Origin of the sequence: Sphingomonas abietis, assembly GCF_027625475.1 — a bacterium.
Classification (GTDB): Bacteria; Pseudomonadota; Alphaproteobacteria; order Sphingomonadales; family Sphingomonadaceae; genus Solisphingomonas; species Solisphingomonas abietis.
This window is the reverse complement of sequence record NZ_CP115174.1, coordinates 1608788-1629585: the sequence shown is the minus strand read 5'-3', so window position 1 is coordinate 1629585 and position 20798 is coordinate 1608788. Positions and strand designations below refer to the sequence as shown.

General features: G+C 68.2%; 14 protein-coding genes. 5 read left to right on the top strand and 9 right to left on the bottom strand.

Annotation, left to right across the window (positions count from 1 at the left end; translation table 11 throughout):
- Window positions 1-2277 carry an NADP-dependent malic enzyme gene (locus PBT88_RS07940; protein WP_270078657.1) on the bottom strand — a complete coding sequence of 759 codons (2277 nt, stop codon included), beginning with the start codon at window positions 2275-2277 and terminating at the stop codon, window positions 1-3.
- A gap of 158 nt (window positions 2278-2435) precedes the next feature.
- Between PBT88_RS07940 and PBT88_RS07935 the strand changes: the two genes are divergently transcribed.
- Window positions 2436-3128 carry a glutathione binding-like protein gene (locus PBT88_RS07935; protein ID WP_270079204.1) on the top strand — a complete coding sequence of 231 codons (693 nt, stop codon included), beginning with the start codon at window positions 2436-2438 and terminating at the stop codon, window positions 3126-3128.
- Between the two features lie 16 nt (window positions 3129-3144).
- On the opposite strand, the gene PBT88_RS07930 is transcribed toward PBT88_RS07935, so the two are convergent.
- The 8 genes from PBT88_RS07930 to PBT88_RS07895 form a co-directional block, all read right to left on the bottom strand.
- A complete protein-coding gene (locus PBT88_RS07930) occupies window positions 3145-3789 on the bottom strand; it encodes an ATP-binding cassette domain-containing protein (RefSeq protein WP_270078656.1) in 645 nt (214 codons plus the stop codon).
- Entirely contained in the window at window positions 3779-4477 is a 699-nt protein-coding gene (gene modB, locus PBT88_RS07925; protein ID WP_270078655.1) for a molybdate ABC transporter permease subunit, read from the bottom strand. Before modB ends, PBT88_RS07930 begins: the two co-directional genes overlap by 11 nt.
- Before the next feature lie 33 nt (window positions 4478-4510).
- Window positions 4511-5287: a molybdate ABC transporter substrate-binding protein gene (gene modA / locus PBT88_RS07920; RefSeq protein WP_270078654.1), complete on the bottom strand. Its 777-nt coding sequence runs from the start codon at window positions 5285-5287 to the stop codon at window positions 4511-4513.
- 66 nt (window positions 5288-5353) lie between these two features.
- Entirely contained in the window at window positions 5354-5725 is a 372-nt protein-coding gene (locus PBT88_RS07915) for a winged helix-turn-helix domain-containing protein (RefSeq protein ID WP_270078653.1), read from the bottom strand.
- Window positions 5726-5729: 4 nt separating this feature from the next.
- Window positions 5730-7226 (bottom strand): efflux transporter outer membrane subunit, encoded by a 1497-nt coding sequence (locus PBT88_RS07910; protein ID WP_270078652.1) that lies wholly within the window; start codon window positions 7224-7226, stop codon window positions 5730-5732.
- Window positions 7223-10489, bottom strand: coding sequence for an efflux RND transporter permease subunit (locus PBT88_RS07905; protein ID WP_270078651.1), 3267 nt, complete (start codon window positions 10487-10489; stop codon window positions 7223-7225). The genes PBT88_RS07910 and PBT88_RS07905 overlap by 4 nt, the downstream gene beginning before the upstream one ends.
- 10 nt (window positions 10490-10499) lie before the next feature.
- A complete protein-coding gene (locus tag PBT88_RS07900; RefSeq protein ID WP_270078650.1) occupies window positions 10500-13610 on the bottom strand; it encodes an efflux RND transporter permease subunit in 3111 nt (1036 codons plus the stop codon).
- Between the two features lie 10 nt (window positions 13611-13620).
- Window positions 13621-14976, bottom strand: a complete 1356-nt coding sequence (locus PBT88_RS07895; RefSeq protein WP_270078649.1) for an efflux RND transporter periplasmic adaptor subunit — start codon at window positions 14974-14976, stop codon at window positions 13621-13623.
- A 310-nt stretch (window positions 14977-15286) separates the two neighbouring features.
- Between PBT88_RS07895 and PBT88_RS07890 the strand changes: the two genes are divergently transcribed.
- The 4 genes from PBT88_RS07890 to PBT88_RS07875 are packed head-to-tail and all read left to right on the top strand — an operon-like array spanning window position 15287 to window position 20798.
- The gene (locus PBT88_RS07890) at window positions 15287-16801 is read left to right on the top strand and encodes an MDR family MFS transporter (protein WP_270078648.1); all 1515 of its coding nucleotides are present in this window, start codon (window positions 15287-15289) and stop codon (window positions 16799-16801) included.
- A 24-nt stretch (window positions 16802-16825) separates the two neighbouring features.
- Window positions 16826-17332 carry an RNA polymerase sigma factor gene (locus tag PBT88_RS07885; protein ID WP_270078647.1) on the top strand — a complete coding sequence of 169 codons (507 nt, stop codon included), beginning with the start codon at window positions 16826-16828 and terminating at the stop codon, window positions 17330-17332.
- Between the two features lie 43 nt (window positions 17333-17375).
- Window positions 17376-18335 (top strand): FecR family protein, encoded by a 960-nt coding sequence (locus tag PBT88_RS07880; RefSeq protein ID WP_270078646.1) that lies wholly within the window; start codon window positions 17376-17378, stop codon window positions 18333-18335.
- Window positions 18336-18350: 15 nt separating this feature from the next.
- Window positions 18351-20798, top strand: a complete 2448-nt coding sequence (locus PBT88_RS07875) for a TonB-dependent receptor domain-containing protein (protein ID WP_270078645.1) — start codon at window positions 18351-18353, stop codon at window positions 20796-20798.

Below are 20798 nucleotides of genomic sequence, written 5' to 3'. Positions count from 1 at the left end.
TCAACGCGCGCCGAGTGTGGTTTCCGCCGCGGCCGTCAGGGCGGTCATGTTGACGATGCCGCGCGCGGTGACGCTCGCGGTCAGCACATGGACCGGCTTCGACATGCCGAGCAGCATCGGCCCGACCGCCAGCGCATCGGTCGCCGCCGCGAGCAGGGTGAAGGCGATGTTGGCGGCATCGAGGTTCGGCATCACCAGCAGGTTGGCGCCGCCCTTGAGGCTGCTCGACGAGACCAGGATGTCGCGGATCGCCGGCACCAGCGCGGCGTCGGCGTGCATCTCGCCATCGATCTCCAGCTCCGGCGCATCGTCGCGCACCAGCCGGAGCGCCTGCCGCATCTTCTTGGCCGAGGGCGAATTGGACGCGCCGAAATTGCTGTGGCTGAGCAGGGCCGCACGCGGCGTGATGCCGAAGCCGCGCACCGCATCGGCCGCCAGCAGGGTCATCTCGGCCACCTCCTGCGCGGTCGGATCGACGTTCATGTGGGTATCGCAGAAGAACAGGGTCTGATCGCCGACGATCAGCGCCGACAGCGCATAGACGCGCTTGAGGCCGGGCAGGCGCGGGATGATCGGCAGGATGTCGCCGGTCTGCATCCACCAGTCGGCGGTGCCGCCACACAGCGCCCCGTCCACCAGCCCCTCGCGCAGCAGCATCGCCGCGGTGATCGCGGGGCGCCGGCGGATGCGGTAGCGGCCCGCGCCCGGCGTGACGCCCCGCCGCTCGACCAGCTTGCTGTAGGCATCCTCGAGATGCGGGATCGTCTCCTCGTCGGCGATCGGATCGAGGATTTCGTAATCCTGGCCCTCGGTCATCCGCAACCCGAGCTTGGCGATGCGCTGCGCCACCATCTCGCGCCGCGCGATCAGCACCGGGCGCGCGATGCGCTCGTCGATCACCACCTGGGCGGCACGCAGCACGCGCTCGTCCTCGCCCTCGGCATAGGCGATGCGCTTCAGCGTCTGGCGCGCCCGCTCGAACACCGGATGCATGAGCTGGCCGGAGCGGTAGGCGAATCGCTGGAGCTGCTGCGCATAGGCGACGAAATCCTCGATCGGATGGCGGGCGATGCCGGTCGCCATCGCCGCCCGCGCCACCGCGGGTGCGACCAGCAGCGCCAGGCGCGGATCGAACGGCTTGGGAATGATATATTCCGGCCCGAACAGCATCTGCGCGCCGCCATAGGCCCGCGCGACCGACTCGTCCGGCTCGATCCGGGCGAGTTCGGCGATCGCCTCGACGGCGGCCAGCTCCATCTCCGAATTGATCGTCGTCGCACCACAATCGAGCGCGCCCCGGAAGATGTAGGGGAAGCACAGCACGTTGTTGACCTGGTTCGCATAATCCGAGCGACCGGTGGCGATGATCGCATCGGGGCGCACCCGGCGCACGATCTCCGGCAGCACCTCGGGCTCGGGATTGGCGAGCGCCAGGATCAGCGGCTTGTCGGCCAGCAGCGGCAGCCATTCCTCCTTGAGGACGCGCGGCGCCGAGAGGCCGAGGAACAGATCGGCGCCGGCCAGCACCTCGCCGAGCGTCCGCGCATCGGTGTGGCGCGCGAACGGCTCAAGCTCCGGGGTCAGCCCTTCGCGGCCGGCATGGACGACGCCCTTGATGTCAGTGAGCGTCACATTCTCGATCGGCAGCCCCATGGTGATCAGCAGCCGCACGCAGGTCAGCGCCGCGGCGCCGGCACCGGAGGTGACCAGCTTGACCTCGGAGAGCTTCTTGCCCTGCAACAGCAGGCCGTTGCGAACCGCCGCCGCACAGACGATCGCGGTGCCGTGCTGATCGTCATGGAAGACCGGGATGTTCATTCGCTCGCGCAGCTTGGCTTCGATCTCGAAGCATTCCGGCGCCTTGATGTCTTCCAGGTTGATCGCGCCGAAGGTCGGCTCCAGCGCCGCCACGACCTCCACGAACTTATCGGGGTCGCTGGCGTCCACCTCGATATCGAACACGTCGATGCCGGCGAATTTCTTGAAGAGCACGGCCTTGCCCTCCATCACCGGCTTGGAGGCGAGCGCGCCGATATTGCCGAGGCCGAGCACCGCCGTGCCGTTGGTGATCACCGCGACGAGATTGCCGCGCGCGGTATAGTCGCGCGCCTTGTCGGGGTCGGCCGCGATCTCCAGGCAGGGCGCAGCGACGCCGGGCGAGTAAGCGAGCGCGAGATCGCGCTGCGTCTCCATCCGCTTGGTCGGTTCGATGGTGAGCTTGCCCGGCCGCGGTTCGCGGTGATAGTGCAGCGCCGATTGGCGAAGGGTCTCGTCCATGGTCGTCCTTTACCCGATTCATGGATGCCATAGCGCCGGCATCCGCTGCGGTGAACCGCTTATCGGGAAACTGTGACGAGGTTCTGGCGAACCGCCCGGCCGCGTCCTATCTGGCCGACGACGCCACCGACAACGACATCGACAAGGGACATGATCGCATGATCGACCTCCATTACTGGACCACGCCCAACGGCCACAAGGTGACCCTCCTCCTCGAAGAGGCCGGCCTGCCGTATCGGATCGTGCCGGTGAACATCGGCAAGGGCCAGCAATTCGAGCCCGATTTCCTCGCCATCGCCCCCAATAACCGCATTCCCGCGATCGTCGACGATCTGCCGGCCGGCGGCGGCGAACCGATCGCGCTGTTCGAGAGCGGCGCCATCTTGCTCTACCTGGCCGACAAGACCGATCGCTTCATCCCCGGTGACGCTCATGGCCGCGCCGAGGTGCTGCAATGGCTGTTCTGGCAGATGGGCGGGCTCGGCCCGATGGCCGGCCAGAACCACCATTTCAACATCTACGCGCCCGAGAAGATTCCCTATGCGATGGATCGCTATGTGCGCGAGACCGCACGGCTCTACGGGGTGATGGACAAAAGGCTGGCGGATCGGCCGTTCCTGGCCGGCAGCAGCTATTCGATCGCCGACATGGCGAGCTATCCCTGGATCGTGCCGCATCAGCAGCAGGGGCAGGATCTCGCCGATTTCCCGAACCTCAAGCGCTGGTTCGAGGCGATCACCGAACGCCCGGCGACGAAGCGCGCCTATGCGCTCGCGGCGACGATCAACCCGCAGCCCGCGCCGATGAGCGACGAGGAGAAGAAGCTCCTGTTCGGACAGACCGCGCGCTGAACCCCCTGCACGGCCGTCAGCCCATCTCCACCACCGTCGCGGCGAGGCGATCGACCTCGCCGCGATCATGGCTGACATAGAGGATCGGCAGGCCGAGCTCATCGCGGACGCGCTCGATCAGCACCATGATCTCCCGGCGCCGGGTCAGGTCGAGCGAGGCCAGCGGCTCGTCCATCAGCAGGAAGCGTGGGCCGGACAGCAACGCCCGACCGATCGCCACCCGCTGCGCCTCGCCACCCGACAGGGTCTGCGGTCGCCGGTCGAGCAGATGGCCGATGCCGAGGAAGGTGACCACCTCGTCGAGCCCCATTCCCGGCCGGCGCGGGTGCTGGCCGGCCGCCCGGCGCGCGCCATACAGCAGATTGCCGCGCACCCGGTAATGCGGGAACAGCCGGGCATCCTGGAAGACATAGCCCGCCGCCCGCCGTTCCGCCGGCACGTCGATGCCATTTCCGAACAGCGTTTCGCCGGCGACGCGGACATGGCCGGCATCGGGCCGCAGCAGCCCCGCCACCATCGCCAACACGCTCGACTTGCCGACGCCCGACGGGCCGAACAGCGCGGTCAGGCCGGGGCCGCTGGTGAAGCGCAGCGCGACGTCCGTGTCCCGCCCCATCCGTCGCCGGACGTCGACGTCGAAGGACGTCTCGTCAGAGCACATGGCCGCCCCGCCCCGCGCCGGCCCGCCGCGACAGGATCTCGGACACCACCAGCGCGCCCAGCGACAGCAGCACCGAGATGATCGCCAGCCGCATCACCTCGGCGTCCGATCCGGGCAGCTGGAGCGCGGCATAGATGGCGATCGGCAAGGTCCGCGTCTCGCCGGGGATGTTGGAGACGAAGGTGATCGTCGCGCCGAACTCGCCGATCGAGCGCGCGAAGCCGAGCACCGCGCCGGCCAGCACGCCGGGCAGCGCCAGCGGCACCGTGATCGTCCAGAACACCCGCCCGCGCGAGGCCCCGAGCGTCCGCGCCGCGCCCTCCAGCCGGCGATCCACCGCCTCGATCGACAGGCGCATCGCCCGCACCATCAGCGGCAGCGCCATGATCGCGGCGGCGAGCGCGGCGCCGGTCCAGCGGAAGATCAGGGTCAGCCCGAACCAGTCGTGCAGCCACGCCCCAAACGGCCCGCGCAGCCCGAAGCCGATCAGCAGCAGCCAGCCGGTCACCACCGGCGGCAGCACCAGCGGCAGGTGGACGAGCGCGTCGATCAGGATCTTGCCGGGGAAATAAGCGCGCGCGAGCAGGTAAGCGAGCGCGAACGCAACCGGCAGCGTCAGCCCGACGGCGACGATCGTCACCTTCAGCGACAGCCGGACGATCTCCCACTCCTCGGGTGACAGCAGCATCAGTTCAGCCGCACCGGGTCCGCAGCGCCCTGATCAGTTGACGCTGGGGGAATGCGCGAGGAAACCATATTTCCGGAAGATCGCCCGGCCCTGCGCGGAGATCACGAACAGGCGGAACTGCTCGGCGTCGCGGCTCGTCGAGGCGGTCAGCCGCGCGATCGGATAGGTGATCGGGGCATGGCTGGCTTCCGGGAAGACGCCGACGATGCGCACCGCCTTGGAGGCCAGCGCGTCGGTCGCATAGACGATGCCATAAGGCGCCTCGCCGCGCTCCACGAAGGCCATGGCGGAGCGCACGCTGTCGCCGCTCACCACCTTCGCCTTGACCGCCGGCCACACGCCCAGCGCGGTGAGCGATGCCTTGCCATATTTGCCGGCCGGCACCGACTCCGGGTCGGCCATCGCCAGCCGTCCGTCGCCCAGCGCTTGCGCCAGCGGGAAGCCCGGCTTGATCGCGATCACCCCCTTGCCGTCGGCGGGCGCGATCAGCACCAACCGGTTGGCGAGGAACGAGACGCGCGTGCCCGGCGCGACATAGCCATTCTTCTGGACGTCGTTCATCCATGGCTCGTCAGCGGAGATAAACAGGTCGGCCGGCGCGCCGGCATCGATCTGCTTGGCGAGCGCGGACGAGGCCGCGAACGACAGCACCGGCCGCTCGTGATGCTTCGCCGCCCACGCATCGGCGACGGCGTTAAGCGATTCCTGGAGGCTGGCGGCCGCCAGCACCAGCGGCGGCCCGGCCGATGCGACCGACGCCAGCGAGAAGGTCGTGAGCAGCGACAGCAGGGTACGGATCGACGCGCGCATGACCGGGCTCCCGAACGGTGGCACGCTATGAATGGCGGGATATGGCGCCCGGCGCAACGATCGAAATCAGGCTCCCGGGGGAAGCGGCTCCGCCCTCAGCAGGCGGGCGAACGCCTCCGCCTCCGATCGGGCAGCCGCGGCGAGCTTCGCGTCGAGCGCGCGATAGGCCGACAGGATCGTCTCCCCCGCCACCGTCAACCGCGTGCCGCCGCCTTTCGCGCCACCCGCCGCCGTATCGACCACCGGCTCGGCCCAACAGCGGTTCATCGCGTCGACCAGCAGCCAGGCCCGGCGATAACTCATCCCGATCGCCTTGGCGGCGGCGGTGATCGACCCCTCTTCCGCGATCGCCTCGAGCAGCAGGGCCTTGCCCGGCCCCATGGCGATCTCGTCGCCACACATGATCTGCGCCTTCAGCTTGAGCATCGCGTCATCCATATCGTCAGGGCTGCTGCGACTTTCGGATCGCGGCGGCGTTCGCGGCCTCCGCGCCGTTGGTCAGGTCGGCCTGCTGCCAGCCGCCGCCGAGCGCCTGGATCAGCGCGACCGCGGCATTCTGCCGATCGAGCTGCCCCTGGATCAGCGACTGCCGCGCCGACAGCGCGGTCGCCTGCGCGGTCACGACATCGGTATAGACGACGATCCCGGCCTTGTATTGCGAGCGGATCGAGGCCTCGCTCTTGTCGGCCGCGATCGAGGCCTGGCGGAGCAGATCCTCCTGCCGGGCGAGGATGCGTTCGGCGACCAGATTGTCCTGCACGTCTTGGAAGGCGGTGAGCGCCAGCTGCCGGTAATTGGCGACGGCGGCGTCATAAGCGGCACGCGCCTGCTGCACCTTCGCCGAGCGGGCGCCGAAATCGAGGATCGTCTCGGTCGCGGTGGCGCCCAGCGACCACAAAGACGCCGCCGACGTGAACAGGCCGGCGAGCGAGCCATTGTTGAAGCCGCCGTCCGACGACAGGCTGACGGTCGGGAAGAACGCCGCCTTGGCCACGCCGATCTCGGCATTGGCGGCTGCGACCGCGCGCTCGGCCGAGGCGATGTCCGGCCGCCGCTCGAGCAGGGTCGAGGGCACCACCGCGGGCACGTCCGGCGTCACCGGCGCCCATGTGGTGCCGAGCGAAGGCAGCGTGAAGCTCGCCGGATTCTCGCCGATCAGCACCGCGATCGCGGTCTCGAACTGCGCGCGCGTCCGCTTTTCGCCTTCGAGGCTGGATTGCGCCGAGGCAAGCTGGGACTGGCCCTGATAGACGTCCGAATGGATCGCGATGCCGGCATCATACTGATTGGTGGCGATCTGGAGCGAGCGCCGATAGGCCTCGACGGTCGCGGCCAGGCTGGCGATCTGGGCGTCGGCGGCGCGCAGGCTCAGATAGTCGGTGGCCAGTTCGCCGTGCAGCGCCAGCCGCGCATCGGCGAGGTCGGCAAGCCGCGCCTGCTCGGTCGCCTTGGCGTTGGAGACGGTGTTGCGGGTCGCGCCGAACAGATCGGGCGCCCAGCTCGCGCCCAGCGTCACGGCATAGTTGTTCGACGTATGGTTGGCGCCGCCGCCGGAGGTGACGCCGCCCGAGACGACGGTACGCGAGCCGCCGGTATAGGTATGCGTCACCGATCCATCCGCCGTCACGGTCGGGAACAGACTGGCGCGCGCCTCGCGGGTGGCGGCGTGCGCCTGCCGCCAGGTCGCGGCGGCCTGCGCCACGGTCTGGTTGTGGGCATCGGCGCGGCCGACCAGATCGGCCAGCATGGGATCGCCGAACAGCGTCCACCAGTCGCCCCGCGGCGCGCCGTTGGACGGGTTGGCCGTCTGCCAGCCCTCGACCGGCTTCCAGTCGGCCGGCGTGGCCAGCGTCGGCCGCGCATAATGCGGGGCGAAGGAGCAGCCGGCGAGCAGCGCGAAGGCCAGGACGGATAGGCGGGAAAGCGGCTTCATGGTCATGCGGGGAGCTCTTGCAGGCGTGCCGGGGGCGAGCGCCGCTTGCCGCGGCGGCTCGCAAGGCGATCGAGACAGACATAGACGACGGGCGTGGTGATCAAGGTGAGCAGCTGGCTGGCGACCAGCCCGCCGAAGATCGCGACTCCGAGCGGGCGGCGCAGCTCGGCGCCCTCGCCGAAGCCGATCGCCAGCGGCAGCGCGCCGAGCGCGGCCGCCAGCGTCGTCATCAGGATCGGGCGGAAGCGCAGCAGCGAGGCTTCGCGCGCGGCCTGATGCGCGGTCAATCCCCGGCTGCGCTGCGCCTCCAGTGCGAAGTCGATGATCAGGATCGCGTTCTTCTTGACGATGCCGATCAGCAGGAAGACCCCGATCAGCGCTATGATCGAGAAGTCCATCCCGAACAGCATCAGCGCCAGCACCGCACCGACTCCCGCCGCCGGCAGCGTCGACAGCACGGTGAGCGGGTGGATCAGGCTCTCGTAGAGGATGCCGAGCACGATGTAGATCGTCACCAGCGCCGCCAAAATCAGCAGCGGCTGCGATCCCTGGCTCTGCTGGAAGGCGGCGGCGGTGCCGGCGAAGGCGCCATGGACGCTGTTGGGCATACCGATGCGCGCCTCCGCCGCCGCAATCTCCGTCCGTGCCTGCGACAGGGCCTTGCCCGGCTTGAGATCGAAAGAGACCGTCGCGGCGACCTCGGTGCCCTGATGGTTGACGCTGGCCGCCGTCGGCGCCTGGTGGAAGGTGGCGATCGCCGGCAGCGGCACCATGCTGTGCGCGGTGGTCGCCAAGGCCGATCCGGTCGACGGATCGCGCAGCGCCGGGTTGGTCGGCACGGCCGTGGTGGTCGTGGTCGCCGCGCTGCCGGTCGGGCTCACCACCGCGCTCGCCGCACCAGATGCGCTGGTGTTGGCGGCCTGGGAAGCCGCATCGGCGGTCACCGAGTCGGCCGGGATGCGGACATCGGTCAGATCCTGCGGGCCGGTGGTCGCGTCCTGCCGCCAGCCGAGGATGACGCTATACTGGTTGATGTCCTCATAGATCGTCGCCGCGGTGCGCTGGCCGAAGGCGTCGTAGAGCGCATTGTCGACATCGAGCGGCGAGATGCCGACGCGCGAGGCGGCATCCCGATCGATATTGACGAAACTCTCCACGCCATTTTCGGCGAGATCGCTGTCCACATTGGTGACGATATCGCTGCTTTCCAGCGCCTTGGTCAGCTTTTCGGACCATATTTTGAGATCCGCGCTGCTGTCTGCCATCAGCGTATATTGATAGGTCGAATTGCCCTGCCGCCCGCCGATCCGCAGATCCTGCACCGCGCCGAGGAACAGGCGGATGCCCTTCACCGGCTGGAGCTGGGTCTGGAGCCGTTCGATAACGTCGGTCGAGGTCTGGCCGTGACGCTCGCCGACCGGCTTGAGCGCGATCATGATGAAGGCGCCGCCCGCGCGGCTGCCGCCGGTGAAGCCGACGACGCCCTGCACGCCGCGATCCTTCTTGATGATGCCGACGACCTCCTTGAGCTTGTCCTGCATCGATCCGAACGACACGCTCTCGTCGGCGCGCACGCCGGCAAAGACCAGCGGGCTCTGCTGTTCGGGGAAGAAGCCCTTGGGCACGATGATGTAGAGATAGACGGTCAGCGCGACGATTGCGGCAAGCAGGATCAGCACCAGAGGCTTCATCGCCAGCGCCCAATCGAGCGAGGCGGCATAGCAGCGCTCGGCAAAGCCGTAGCCGCGCTCCAGCACCCGGCCGACACGGCCGGGCTTGCGATGCGCGCCGGGGCGCAGGAACCAGGCGCAGAGCATCGGGGTCAAAGTCAGCGACAGCACCAGGCTGATCATCACCGAGACCGACAGCGTCACCGCGAACTCGCGGAACAGGCGCCCGACGATGCCGCCCATGAACAGCAGCGGGATGAACACCGCGACCAGGCTGACGCTGATCGAGAGCACGGTGAAGCCGACCTCGGACGCGCCCTTCAGCGCCGCCTCGAACCGGCCCATGCCCTGTTCGAGATGGCGGGTGGTGTTCTCCAGCACCACGATCGCGTCATCGACCACGAAGCCGGTCGCCACCGTGATCGCCATCAGCGACAGATTGTTGAGGCTGTAGCCCAGCATGTACATCACGCCGAAGGTGCCGAGCAGCGACACGATCGTGGCGACCGCCGGGATCACCGTCGATCGCACGTCGCGCAGGAAGGCGAACACCACCAGCACCACCAGCGCCAGCGCGATATAGACGGTGATCTCGATCTCGCGGATCGAGGCGCGGATCGAGCTGGTGCGATCCATCGCGACGTTGACCTTGATGTCGGCGGGCAGCTGCGCCTGCATCTCGGGCAGCTCGGCCTTGATCGCATCGACCATCTTGATGAGGTTGGCGCCCGGCTGCTGGGTGATGTTGACGATGATCGCGCGCTGGCCGCTGTACAGGCCGAGCGTGTGGATGTCGGCCACGCTGTCGGTCACGTTGGCGATGTCGCCGAGCCGAACCGGCGCGTTGTTACGCCAAGCGATCACCAGCGGGCGGTAATCGATCGCGTGGCGGCCGGCCGCATTGGTATAGATCTGCCAGGCGCGGCCATCGGGCGCCTGCAACAGGCCCTTGGGCCGGTTGGCATTGGCCGCCTCGATCGCGGCGCGGACATCCTCCATCGCGATGCCGTAGCTGTTCAGCCGATAGGGATCGATATCGACGCGCACCGCCGGCAGCGACCCGCCGCCGACCTCGACATCGCCGACGCCCTGGATCTGCGCCATGCGCTGCTGCACGATGTTGGAGACGGCATCATAGACCTGCCCCGCCGTCATCGTCTTGGAGGTCAGCGCCAGCGTGATCACCGGCTGGTTGGCGGGGTTGAGCTTCTCGTAGGTGGGGTTCTGGCGGAGCGTGGCGGGCAGATCGACGCGACTGGCGCTGATCGCCGCCTGCACCTCGCGCGCCGCGCCGTCGATATTCTTCGAGAGATCGAACTGGAGAATGATCCGGGTCGATCCCAGCGAGCTCTGCGAGGTCATCTCGGTGACGCCGGCGATCGTCGCGAGGCGCCGTTCGAGCGGCGTCGCGATGCTCTGCGCCATCACCTCCGGGCTCGCGCCCGACAGCTTGGCGGAAACGCTGATCGTCGGGAAATCGACCTGCGGCAGCGGCGCCACCGGCAGCGAGAAGAAGCCCGCGATGCCGGCGAGCGCCAGCCCGATCGTCAGCAGGATGGTCGCGATCGGCCGCCGGATGAAGGGCGCGGAGAGATTCACGCCGGCACCGTCATGGCCGCGCTTCCGGGCCGACGGCGGGCGAGGAGCGCACGCCCCAGCCGCGGCGCGCGAAGAATTGCTGGCCGCGATCGAAATAGAGATAGACGACCGGCGTCGTGAACACGGTGAGCAGCTGGCTGACCAGCAGGCCGCCGAAGATCGCGATGCCGAGCGGACGGCGCAACTCCGCCCCCTGCCCCATGCCGACCATCAGCGGCACCGCCGAGAACAAAGCCGCCATCGTCGTCATCAGGATCGGGCGGAAGCGCAGGATCGCAGCCTGGCGGATCGCCTCGACCGGGGCCAGCCCCTCGTCGCGCTCGGCAGCGATCGCGAAGTCGATCATCATGATCGCGTTCTTCTTCACGATGCCGATCAGCAGCACGATGCCGATGATGCCGATGATGTCGAGATCATGCCCGGTGATCCACAGCGCGAACAGCGCACCGACCGCCGCCGATGGCAGGGTCGAGAGGATTGTCACCGGATGGATGAAGCTCTCGTAGAGCACGCCCAGCACGATGTAGACGCACACGATCGCAGCGAGGATCAGCGCCAGCTGGTTGTTGATCGATCCCGAAAAGGCGCCGGCCGTGCCGAGGAAGCCGACCGAGACGCCCTTGGCGAGGCCGATCGACGCGATCTTGGCCTGTACCGCCTTGGTGGCGGTGCCGAGCGATACGCCGGGCGCGGTGTCGAAGCCGATCGTCGCCGCCGGGAACTGCGCGACATGGGTGATCTGGAGCGGCGACTTGCCCTCGGTGATCTTGGCCACGGCGTTGAGTGGCGTCGCCCCGCCGGTCGCCGACAGATGCAGCAGGCCGAGCGACTGCGGATCGGTCAGCAGGTTGGGTGCCGCCTCCAGGATCACGCGATACTGGGTGGTCTCGGTGAAGATGGTCGAGACGATGCGCTGGCCGAACGCCGAATAGAGCGTGTCGTCCACCGAAGAGGCGGTGATGTTGAGCCGCGCCGCCGCGTCGCGATCGATCGCGATGTTGGCGGACGCACCCTCGGCGCCTGCATCGGTGACGACGTTGCGGACCTTGCTGACCGATTGCAGCGCGGCGGTGATCCGCTTCGCCTCGGCATTCACGTCCGCGGTGTTCGATCCCTCGACCGAGAGGCGATATTGGGTCGGCCCGTTCTCGGCGTCGATCGTCAGATCCTGGGTCGGCTGGAGGTACAGCGTCAGCCCCGGAATCCGATCGACGTCACGCTTGAGGCGCTGCATCACCGTCGCCTGGCGGTCATGCCCCTCCTTGAGGTTGATCAGCATCGTCCCGCTGTTGAGCGAGGCGTTGCTCGAGCCGTCCACCCCGACGAACGACGCCAGCGACTGCACGTCGGCATCCTGAAGGATCTCCTCCGCCGCCCGCTTCTGCAGTTCGGCCATGCGCGCATAGGAAATGCTCGTGGTGGCGACGATCCGCGCCTGAAGCTGGCCGGTATCCTGGGTCGGGAACAGGCCCTTGGGGATGACCAGATAGAGCAGCACCGTCAGCACCAGCGTGCCGATCGCCACGATCAGGGTCGCGACCCGGCGGGCCAGCACGACATCGAGCCCGCGCGCATAATGGCGCTCGACCCAGGTGAAGGCGGCGGCCGAGCGCTGTGCCAGACGGCTCGGCTTCTCGTCCTGCGGGGTCTTGAGCCAGCGCGCCGACAGCATCGGGGTCAGCGTCAGCGAGACGACGGCGGAGATCAGGATCGTCACCGCCAGCGTCACCGCGAACTCGCGGAACAGGCGGCCGACGATGTCGCCCATGAACAGCAGCGGGATCAGCACCGCGATCAGCGAGACGGTGAGCGAGATGATCGTGAAGCCGATCTCTCCCGCCCCCTTCAGCGCGGCTTCGAACGGGGGCACGCCCTCTTCGATATGACGCTGGATATTCTCGATCATCACGATCGCGTCGTCGACCACGAAGCCGGTCGCGATGGTGAGTGCCATCAACGAGAGGTTATCGAGGCTGTAGTTGAGCAGGTACATCACCCCGAACGTGCCCATCAGCGAGATCGGCACGGCGAGGCCCGCCACCAGCGTCGCACGCGCCGAGTGGAGGAAGAAGAAGATCACCAGCACGACCAGCACGACCGCCAGCACCAGCTCGAACTCGACATCGTGGACCGAGGCGCGGATGCCGGTGGTGCGATCGGCCAGCACCTTGGCGTTCAGGCCGGCGGGCAGGCTCTTGAGCAGCTCCGGCAGCTGCGCCTTGATCGCATCGGTGGTGGCAATCACGTTGGCGCCCGGCTGGCGCTGAACGTTGAGGATGATCGCCGGCGTCGCATTGGCGAGCGCGCCGAGCCGGGAATTTTCAGCGCCCTCCACCACCTGCGCCACGTCCTTCAGGCGGACGGGCGCGTTGTTCTTGTAGGTGACGACCAGATCCTGATAATCGGCCACCGTCTCCAACTGATCGTTGGCGTTGATCTGATAGGATCGGTTCGGCCCATCGAAGCTGCCCTTGGCCGAATTGGCGTTGGCATTGTCGATCGCGGTGCGGAGCTGGGCGAGCGACAGCCCGTAGCTGGACAGAGCCTGCGTATCCGCGCGGATCCGCATCGCCGGCTTCTGCCCGCCGGCGAGGGTGACGAGGCCGACCCCGGAAATCTGGCTGATCTTCTGCGCCAGCCGGGTATCGACGATCGACTGCACCTGGGTCAGCGGGATCGTCGTCGAGGTGACGGCGAGGGTCATGATCGGCGCATCGGCCGGGTTGATCTTGGCATAGACCGGCGGCGCCGGCAGATCGGCCGGCAGCAGCGCGTTCGATGCGTTGATCGCCGCCTGCACCTCCTGCTCGGCGACATCCAGCCCCTCGGTGAGCCCGAACTGGAGGGTGATCACCGAGGCGCCGGCCGAGCTGGTCGACGCCATCCGGCTCAGCCCCGGCATTTCACCGAAATTGCGCTCCAGCGGTGCGGTCACCGTCTGGCTCATCACCTCGGGCGAACCGCCGGGATAGAGCGTCGTCACCTGGATGGTGGGATAGTCCACCTCCGGCAAGGCCGAGAGCGAGAGCGAGCGGAAGCCCACCAGGCCCGCCAGCACGATGGCGACCATGAACAGCGCGGTCGCGACCGGCCGCAGGATGAAGATGCGCGAAGGCCCCATGATCGGTCGATCAGCCGCCGTTTCCGCCGCGGCGATGGCGTCCGCCCTTGCCGCCCTTGCCGCCCGCGCGGGCCACCGGCTTGTCGCCCGGCAGCGCCACGGTGGCACCCTCGGTCAGCCGGTCGCCGCCATCGGTGACGACGGTGTCGCCGACCGCGAGGCCGCTGGTGATCTGCACCTGATCGGCCGTATTGACGCCCGACTTGATCACCCGCTGGGTGACGGTGCGATCGGGCTTGAGCAGCCACACGAAATCGCCGTCCGGCCCGGTCCGCACCGCGGACGGCGGCACCGTGATCGCATTCTTCACGGTGTCGATGGTCAGCCGCACATTGACGAACTGGCTTGGGTAAAGCTGGCCGGCGGCATTGGGCATCCGCGCCTTGCCCTTGATCGTGCCGGTGGTGGTGTCGACCTGGTTGTTCAGCGTCATGAAGCGGCCGGTATCGAGGGTGTCGGTGCGCGTGCTGTCGAGCACGATCGCCGGGATCGTCGCGCCACCGGCGATGCGCTTCTCGATGGCGGGCGCCTGCTGCTGCGGGATCGCGAATTCGACGTCGATCGGCTGAAGCGTCGTCACCACCGCGATGCCGGTGGTGGTGCCCGATGCGATGTAATTGCCGATATCGACCACGCGCAGGCCGATCCGCCCGGACACCGGCGAGACGATGCGGGTGTAACCGAGATTGATCTGCGCCTGATCGACCGCGCCCTGATCGGCCATCACGGTGCCCTGATATTGATGGACCAGCGCCGCCTGCGTGTCGCGATCCTGCCGCGCGATCGAATCCTGCGCGATCAGGATATCGTAGCGCTTGAGCTGGACCTGCGCGTTTTCGAGCTGCGCCTTGTCGCGCAGCAGATTGCCCTGCGCCTGGAGCAGCGCCGCGCGATACGGCCGCGGATCGATGATCGCGAGCGCCTGCCCCTTGGCGACCTTCTGGCCTTCCTGGAACAGCACCTGCGTGATCGTGCCGGACACCTGCGGAATCACGGTAACGGTGGCAGCCGGCGTGACATTGCCGAGCGCCTCGGTCTGCACCGGCAGATCGGCGATCGTCGCCTTGACGGTGCCGACCGTCGTGACCTGGCCTGGCCCGCCACCGGGACCGCCCGGCCCTCCGGGACCGCCGCCGCCGCCATGTCCGCCACGCCGCCCGCCGCCATTGGGGCCGGATGCCGAAGAAGACGAGGCATGAGACAACCAAATGACGGCACCGATCACCAGCACGATGCAAAGGATCGCCACGATCCAGCTGATCAGCCGGGCACGACCGCTGAAACGACGGGTTTGCTCGTCCACCATGTGCGTCGGCTGGTAAGCATGGGGTTCGCCGGCGGCGGGTGGCAGCTGATCGTCGCTCATATAGCTTCTATATTCTCCTCTCGATGCGCCCGTAATGGCCAAGCGATGCCGGCTGATGTCAGGATTGCAACGCCAGTTTCCGGGCGGCGGGTCAAGATCGCATCGAATGAAGCTTTTTCGGCGACCACGGTTACATAATAGAGACCGCGCGTCTATGTGACGATCGACTCTGGCGGTCTTGCGCTTCCCGCATCCTGACGGGCAGCACCCGGCAAGCCGCCGTCCCGTAACGGAAACCGTTGTTCATGTTCGCCTCCTCCCCCGCTCCGCTCCGCAAGGCCCCCTTAGGGTGAGGCCGCGGCGGCGCGGCATGGCCTCGGTCAACGCCGAGGTGCGCGACGGCATCATCCCGGCGGCGGGAGCGATGGCCAAGACGCGGGACGAAGGCCCGGAAACCTCCGGCATCAATTATCGCATCGTCGCGCTGATCATCGCCTGCGCGCTGCTGATGGAGAATCTCGACGCCACCGTGCTGGCGACCGCGCTGCCCACCATGGCCCGCGATTTCGGCGTGCGCGCCCCCCAGATGAGCATCGCGCTCACCTCCTATCTGCTGGCGCTCGCGATCTTCATCCCGGCTTCCGGATCGCTCGCCGATCGCTTCGGTTCGCGCACCGTCTTCCAGGCCGCGATCGCGCTGTTCATGGGCGGATCGCTGGTCAGCGCCCAGTCGCCGACGCTCGAATGGATCGTCGCCGCCCGCTTCGTGCAGGGCATCGGCGGCGCGATGATGATCCCGGTCGGGCGGCTGGTGCTGCTCCGGAGCGTCGCCAAGAAGGACATGGTGTCGGCGATGTCGTGGCTGATCATGCCCGCGCTGATCGGGCCGATCCTCGGCCCGCCGCTCGGTGGCTATATCGTCACCTATCTCGATTGGCGCTGGATCTTCTACGTCAATCTGCCGGTCGGCCTGATCGGCTTCCTGCTCGTCGGGCGGTTCATTACCAATTTCCGCGAGGACGATCCCCACCCGTTCGATCCGGTGGGCTTCGTGCTGAGCGGTATCGCGCTGGGCTGCCTGCTGTTCGGCTTCGAGATGACCAGCCGCCCCGGCGCGGGCACGATCGCGGTGGCGCTGATCGTGATCGGCGCGCTGTTCGGCGTCCTCTACATCCGCCATGCCCGCCACCATGCCGATCCGATCATCGATCTCGGCCTGCTGCGCGACAAGAATTTCCGGCTGTCGATGATCGCCGGTTCGCTCACCCGGATCACCCAGGGCTCGCTGCCTTTCCTGCTGCCGCTGATGATGCAGCTCGGCTTCGGCCTCAGCGCGGCGCAGAGCGGCACGATCACGGTCGGCCCCGCCATCGGGTCGCTGCTGATGAAGGGGGTCGCCCCCCGGCTGCTGCGCCGGATCGGCTTCCGCACCGCGATGATCTGGGCGGGCATCCTCGGGGCGGCGGGCTATGCGCTCTGCGGGCTGTTCCGGCCGGACTGGCCGCTGTCCGCCATCGTCGCCGCGCTGACGGTGTGCGGCTTCATCTTCTCGATGCAGTTCACCGCCTACAACGCGATCGCCTATGACGGGATCGAAAAGCAGCGCATGTCCGCCGCGACCAGTTTCTATTCGACGGTGCAGCAGCTGATGCTGTCGCTCGGCATCTGCACCGCCGCGAGCGCGCTGCATCTGTCGATGCTCGTCCACCATGTCGACAAGCCGGCGATGATCGATTTCACCGCCGCCTTCTGGATCGTCACCGCCATCTCGGCGCTCGCGACGATCTGGAACCTGCGCTTCGACAAGGACGCCGGTGCCGAAATCAGCGGGCGGGTGCCGGCTCCGCCTGCGAAGGCGATGGAACCCGCCCCGCGCCTGCGCTAACGCCCTGGCTATGAGCGATGGCCCATGAGCGATGGCCTCCAGGCGATCTTCCTGACCCAGCGGGCGACCTTGCTGCGCTTCCTCGCCGCGCGCGGTGCGGGCAGCGAGGCGGAGGATCTGTTGCAGGAATTGTGGATCAGGCTGTCGGCGGCTCCGACCGGCCCGATCGCCAGCCCGATGTCCTATCTGTTCCGCGCCGCCGAGAATCTGATGCGCGATCGCCACCGCGCCGCCCGCCAGTCCGCGCTGCGCGATCGGGCGTGGGACGAGAGCCAGAGCCCGGCCAGCGCCGGCGTCTCCGACACGCCGTCGGGCGAGCGCGTGCTGATCGCCCGCGAACAGCTCGCCCGGATCGAAGGGGTGCTGGCTGAAATCGGCCCGCGCGCGCACGAAATCTTCCGCCTGCACCGGATCGAGGGCCTGGCCCAGCGCGATATTGCGGCGCGTCTGGGGATCAGCCTCAGCACCGTCGAGAGCGACATGCGGAAGGCCTATCGCGCCATCCTCGCCGCGCGGGAGGAAATGGGATGAGGCCGTGGCACGTCGACTCCGTCCTTGCCATGAAAGGAGCAGCATGACGGATCGTGGGGACGACATCCGCACCGCCGCGATCGATTGGGCGATACGCCTGAACGATCCCGGCTTCGGCGATTGGGACGGCTTTCTGGCATGGCTGGAATCCGATCCCGCCCACGCGTCCGCCTATGACGCGGTGCTCGCGGCGGGCGATGCCACCGATCCGGTGCTGGCGGACACCCCGACGGCAAAGCCCGTGCCCACGGCGCCTCCGCCAATCTCCCCGCGCGTGCCGATCTGGCGGCGGCAGGCGGCAGGCGGCGTGCTGGCGGCCGGGATCGTCGCCGCAATCGGCGTGGGATACATCCATCTCCGCCCCGCCCCCTTCGTCGTCGAGACCGGCCCCGGCGAGCATCGCACCATCGTCACTGGCAGCGCCACCATCGCCCTCAACGGCGACACCAGGCTGGTACTGGATCACCACGATTCCCATGTCGCGACGCTCGATCGCGGCGAGGCGCTGTTCGACGTCAGGCATGACGAAGCGCATCCCTTCGCGGTCAGGGTCGGCGCCGGCCAGGTACAGGATGTCGGCACCCGCTTCGATGTCATCCGCGATCCCGCCGGCACCCGCGTCGCCGTCGCCGAGGGCATGGTGGTCTATAATCCCCGCCTGGAAGCGGTGCGGCTCGGCCCCGGCCAGACGCTCGACAGCCGGGACGGTGCCGGCGAGATGCGCGTCGCCCGTGCCGCCACCGCCGATATCGGCAGCTGGCGCGAGAACCGGCTGAGCTACCGGCAGGCGCCGCTCGCCATCGTCGCCGCCGATCTGTCGCGCGGGCTCGGCGTGCCGATCATGGCGGGCCCCGATGTCGCGACCCAGCCCTTCACCGGCGTGATCGCCTATGGCGGCGACAAGACCCGTTTCCTGGGGGGGCTCGGGCCGCTGCTTGACGTCGGGGTGAAACGGGATCAGGTCGGCTGGACCCTGACCCGAAAGGCCGATGCCCGACTCTAGCATTCTGCCCGGACAGTGAATTCCAGGCATCGTCTTCTCCTCGCTGCGGCTGCGCTGTGGGCGCCGGGGTACGCTTATGCCTCGTCGCCCGCCGCGATCGACCTGCCCGCGGGCCGCCTCGGCGATACCATCGTCGCGCTGAGCCGTGCCACCGGTGTCAGCATCCGCCTGTCCGATGCCGCGCTGTGGCAGCGTCCAGTCCGTGCGGTGCATGGCCATCTGACGATCGAGCGCGTGCTCCACCGGCTGCTGGCCGGCACCACCGCGCGCGCCGTTCCGATCGGGGGCGATGCCTGGCAGATATCCCCTGCCGAACCTGCCGTCCGCCCCCTTCCCGCAATCGTCCACGCCGCGGCCGTCGCCCAGACCGAGATCGTCGTCAGCGCCAGCAAGCGCGGGGTGCGGCTTGCGGACTTCCCCGGCACGGTCTCGGTCTTTGCCGGCCCCTTGTTTGGCGCCGCCGGCCCCGATGGCAGCGATGCGATCGCCAACCGCGCCGCCAGCGTCACCTCCACCCATCTCGGCAACGGACGCGACAAATTGTTCATCCGGGGCGTCGCCGATTCCGGGCTGGTCGGGCAGAGCCAGGCGACCGTCGGCCAATATTTCGGCGACCTCCGGCTCAGCTACAATGCGCCCGACCCGGACCTCAAGCTCTACGACATCGCCGCGATCGAGGTGCTCGAAGGGCCGCAGGGCACGCTCTACGGCGCCGGATCGCCCGGCGGCATCATCCGTATCGTCCGCAACGATCCCGTGCCCGGCCATTTCGAGGCGGCCGCCACCCTCGGCGCCTCGACGGTGGCGCACGGCGCGCCGGGGGCCGACGGATCGGCGATGCTCAACCTGCCGATCGAGGACGACACCGTGGCGCTGCGCCTGGTCGGCTATGCCAGCACCGACGGCGGCTATATCGACGATCCCACCATCGGGCGGAAGAATGCCAACCGGGTCCATACCGAGGGCGGCCGCGCGGTGCTGCGGATCGATCCGGGCGACGGCTGGTCGATCCGGCTCGGCGGCGTCGCGCAGGACATCCATGGCGACGACGCCCAATATGCCGATCGCGACGGCCCGCCCCTCACCCGCACCAGCGCGATCGCCCAGCCCTATGACGACGACTACCGGATGGCCGAGGCCAGCATCGTCAAGACCTGGGGCGATCTGCGCTTCACCTCCGCCAATTCCTATGTCCACCAGGCGGTCGACGAGCGCTACGATGCGACGCTGCCCGGCGGCGACCCCCGGCTGTTCATCCAGGACAACCACACCGCCCTGTTCACCAGCGAGAACCGGCTCTCCCACCCGATGACCCACGGGATCAGCTGGGTGGTCGGCTCCAGCTTCCTGCACAATGATGCCCGGATCATGCGCGCGATCGGGCCGGTGGCGCAGGTTTCGCCGGCGGCCGGCGTGGTCAACCGGATCGACGAGGGGACGCTCTATGGCGAAGTCTCGCTCCAGCCGTTGCGCGGGCTGACCCTGACCGGCGGCGCGAGGCTCACCCGGTCGCAGCTCGCCGGCCACGCCCTTGGCCGATCGATCGGCCTGCTGCCCGCCGATTTCCGCGGCGATCTCGGTGCCCCCACGGCCACCACGGCCACCGACGGCCCCTATGTGACGGTGCAGGATGTGGACGAGATCAGGCAGATCCAGCACAGCCGATCGGAAACCAAATTGCTGCCGTCCCTCTCGGCATCGGTGGAGCCGGCACCGGGCATGATCTTGTTCACCCGCTTTCAGGAGGGCTTCCGGCCCGGCGGCCTCTCGATCGGCAACAATCTCGTCCGTCGTTTCGAGAGCGATCGGGTCTCGACCACGGAGATCGGCGTCCGCTACGATCAGCCCGGCCAGGACGCGATCAGTATCGCAGCCTCCGTCGCCTATACCGACTGGCGCGATATCCAGGCCGATTTCATCGATGCCGATGGCCTGCCCGTCACCACCAATATCGGCGATGGCCGGATCTGGTCGTTCGACGCCCGGATGGCGTGGAAGCCGATCCCGTCGCTCCGCCTCGAAGGATCGGTGGTGGTCAATAACAGCCGGCTGACCCGACCCGACGTGACCCAGCTCCGCTTCTTCCGCCTCGATGCCACCGCCGACACGGTGCAGGGCCAGCTTCCCAACGTCGCTGAACTGGGCGGTCGCGTCGGCGTCGACTATCATCATGCCCTGTCCGACAGCATCGATCTGAGCGCCAGCGGCTGGGCACGCTATATCGGCAAGTCCCGCCTCGGCGTCGGCCCGGTCGTCGGTGGCAAGGAGGGCGACTATGTCGATACCGGCCTTTCGGTTCGGCTGGCCCACGGCCCCTATGGCATGACGCTCTCGGCGACCAATCTGCTCGATACGGTCGGCAACCGCTTCGCGCTCGGCTCGCCGATCGACGTCAGCCGCAGCAGCGAGATCACCCCGCTCCAGCCGCGCACCATCCGCATCGGCTTCGACGCGCATTTCTAA

What these genes read in the sequence shown, in the direction of transcription:
- PBT88_RS07900 (WP_270078650.1), bottom strand. Translation starts at nt 13,610, where the DNA reads ATGGGGCCTTCGCGCATCTTCATCCTGCGGCCGGTCGCGACCGCGCTG.
- modA (WP_270078654.1), bottom strand. Translation starts at nt 5,287, where the DNA reads ATGCGCGCGTCGATCCGTACCCTGCTGTCGCTGCTCACGACCTTCTCG.
- modB (WP_270078655.1), bottom strand. Translation starts at nt 4,477, where the DNA reads ATGCTGCTGTCACCCGAGGAGTGGGAGATCGTCCGGCTGTCGCTGAAG.
- PBT88_RS07935 (WP_270079204.1), top strand. Translation starts at nt 2,436, where the DNA reads ATGATCGACCTCCATTACTGGACCACGCCCAACGGCCACAAGGTGACC.
- PBT88_RS07940 (WP_270078657.1), bottom strand. Translation starts at nt 2,277, where the DNA reads ATGGACGAGACCCTTCGCCAATCGGCGCTGCACTATCACCGCGAACCG.
- PBT88_RS07930 (WP_270078656.1), bottom strand. Translation starts at nt 3,789, where the DNA reads ATGTGCTCTGACGAGACGTCCTTCGACGTCGACGTCCGGCGACGGATG.
- PBT88_RS07895 (WP_270078649.1), bottom strand. Translation starts at nt 14,976, where the DNA reads ATGAGCGACGATCAGCTGCCACCCGCCGCCGGCGAACCCCATGCTTAC.
- PBT88_RS07885 (WP_270078647.1), top strand. Translation starts at nt 16,826, where the DNA reads ATGAGCGATGGCCTCCAGGCGATCTTCCTGACCCAGCGGGCGACCTTG.
- PBT88_RS07910 (WP_270078652.1), bottom strand. Translation starts at nt 7,226, where the DNA reads ATGACCATGAAGCCGCTTTCCCGCCTATCCGTCCTGGCCTTCGCGCTG.
- PBT88_RS07890 (WP_270078648.1), top strand. Translation starts at nt 15,287, where the DNA reads ATGGCCTCGGTCAACGCCGAGGTGCGCGACGGCATCATCCCGGCGGCG.
- PBT88_RS07880 (WP_270078646.1), top strand. Translation starts at nt 17,376, where the DNA reads ATGACGGATCGTGGGGACGACATCCGCACCGCCGCGATCGATTGGGCG.
- PBT88_RS07915 (WP_270078653.1), bottom strand. Translation starts at nt 5,725, where the DNA reads ATGGATGACGCGATGCTCAAGCTGAAGGCGCAGATCATGTGTGGCGAC.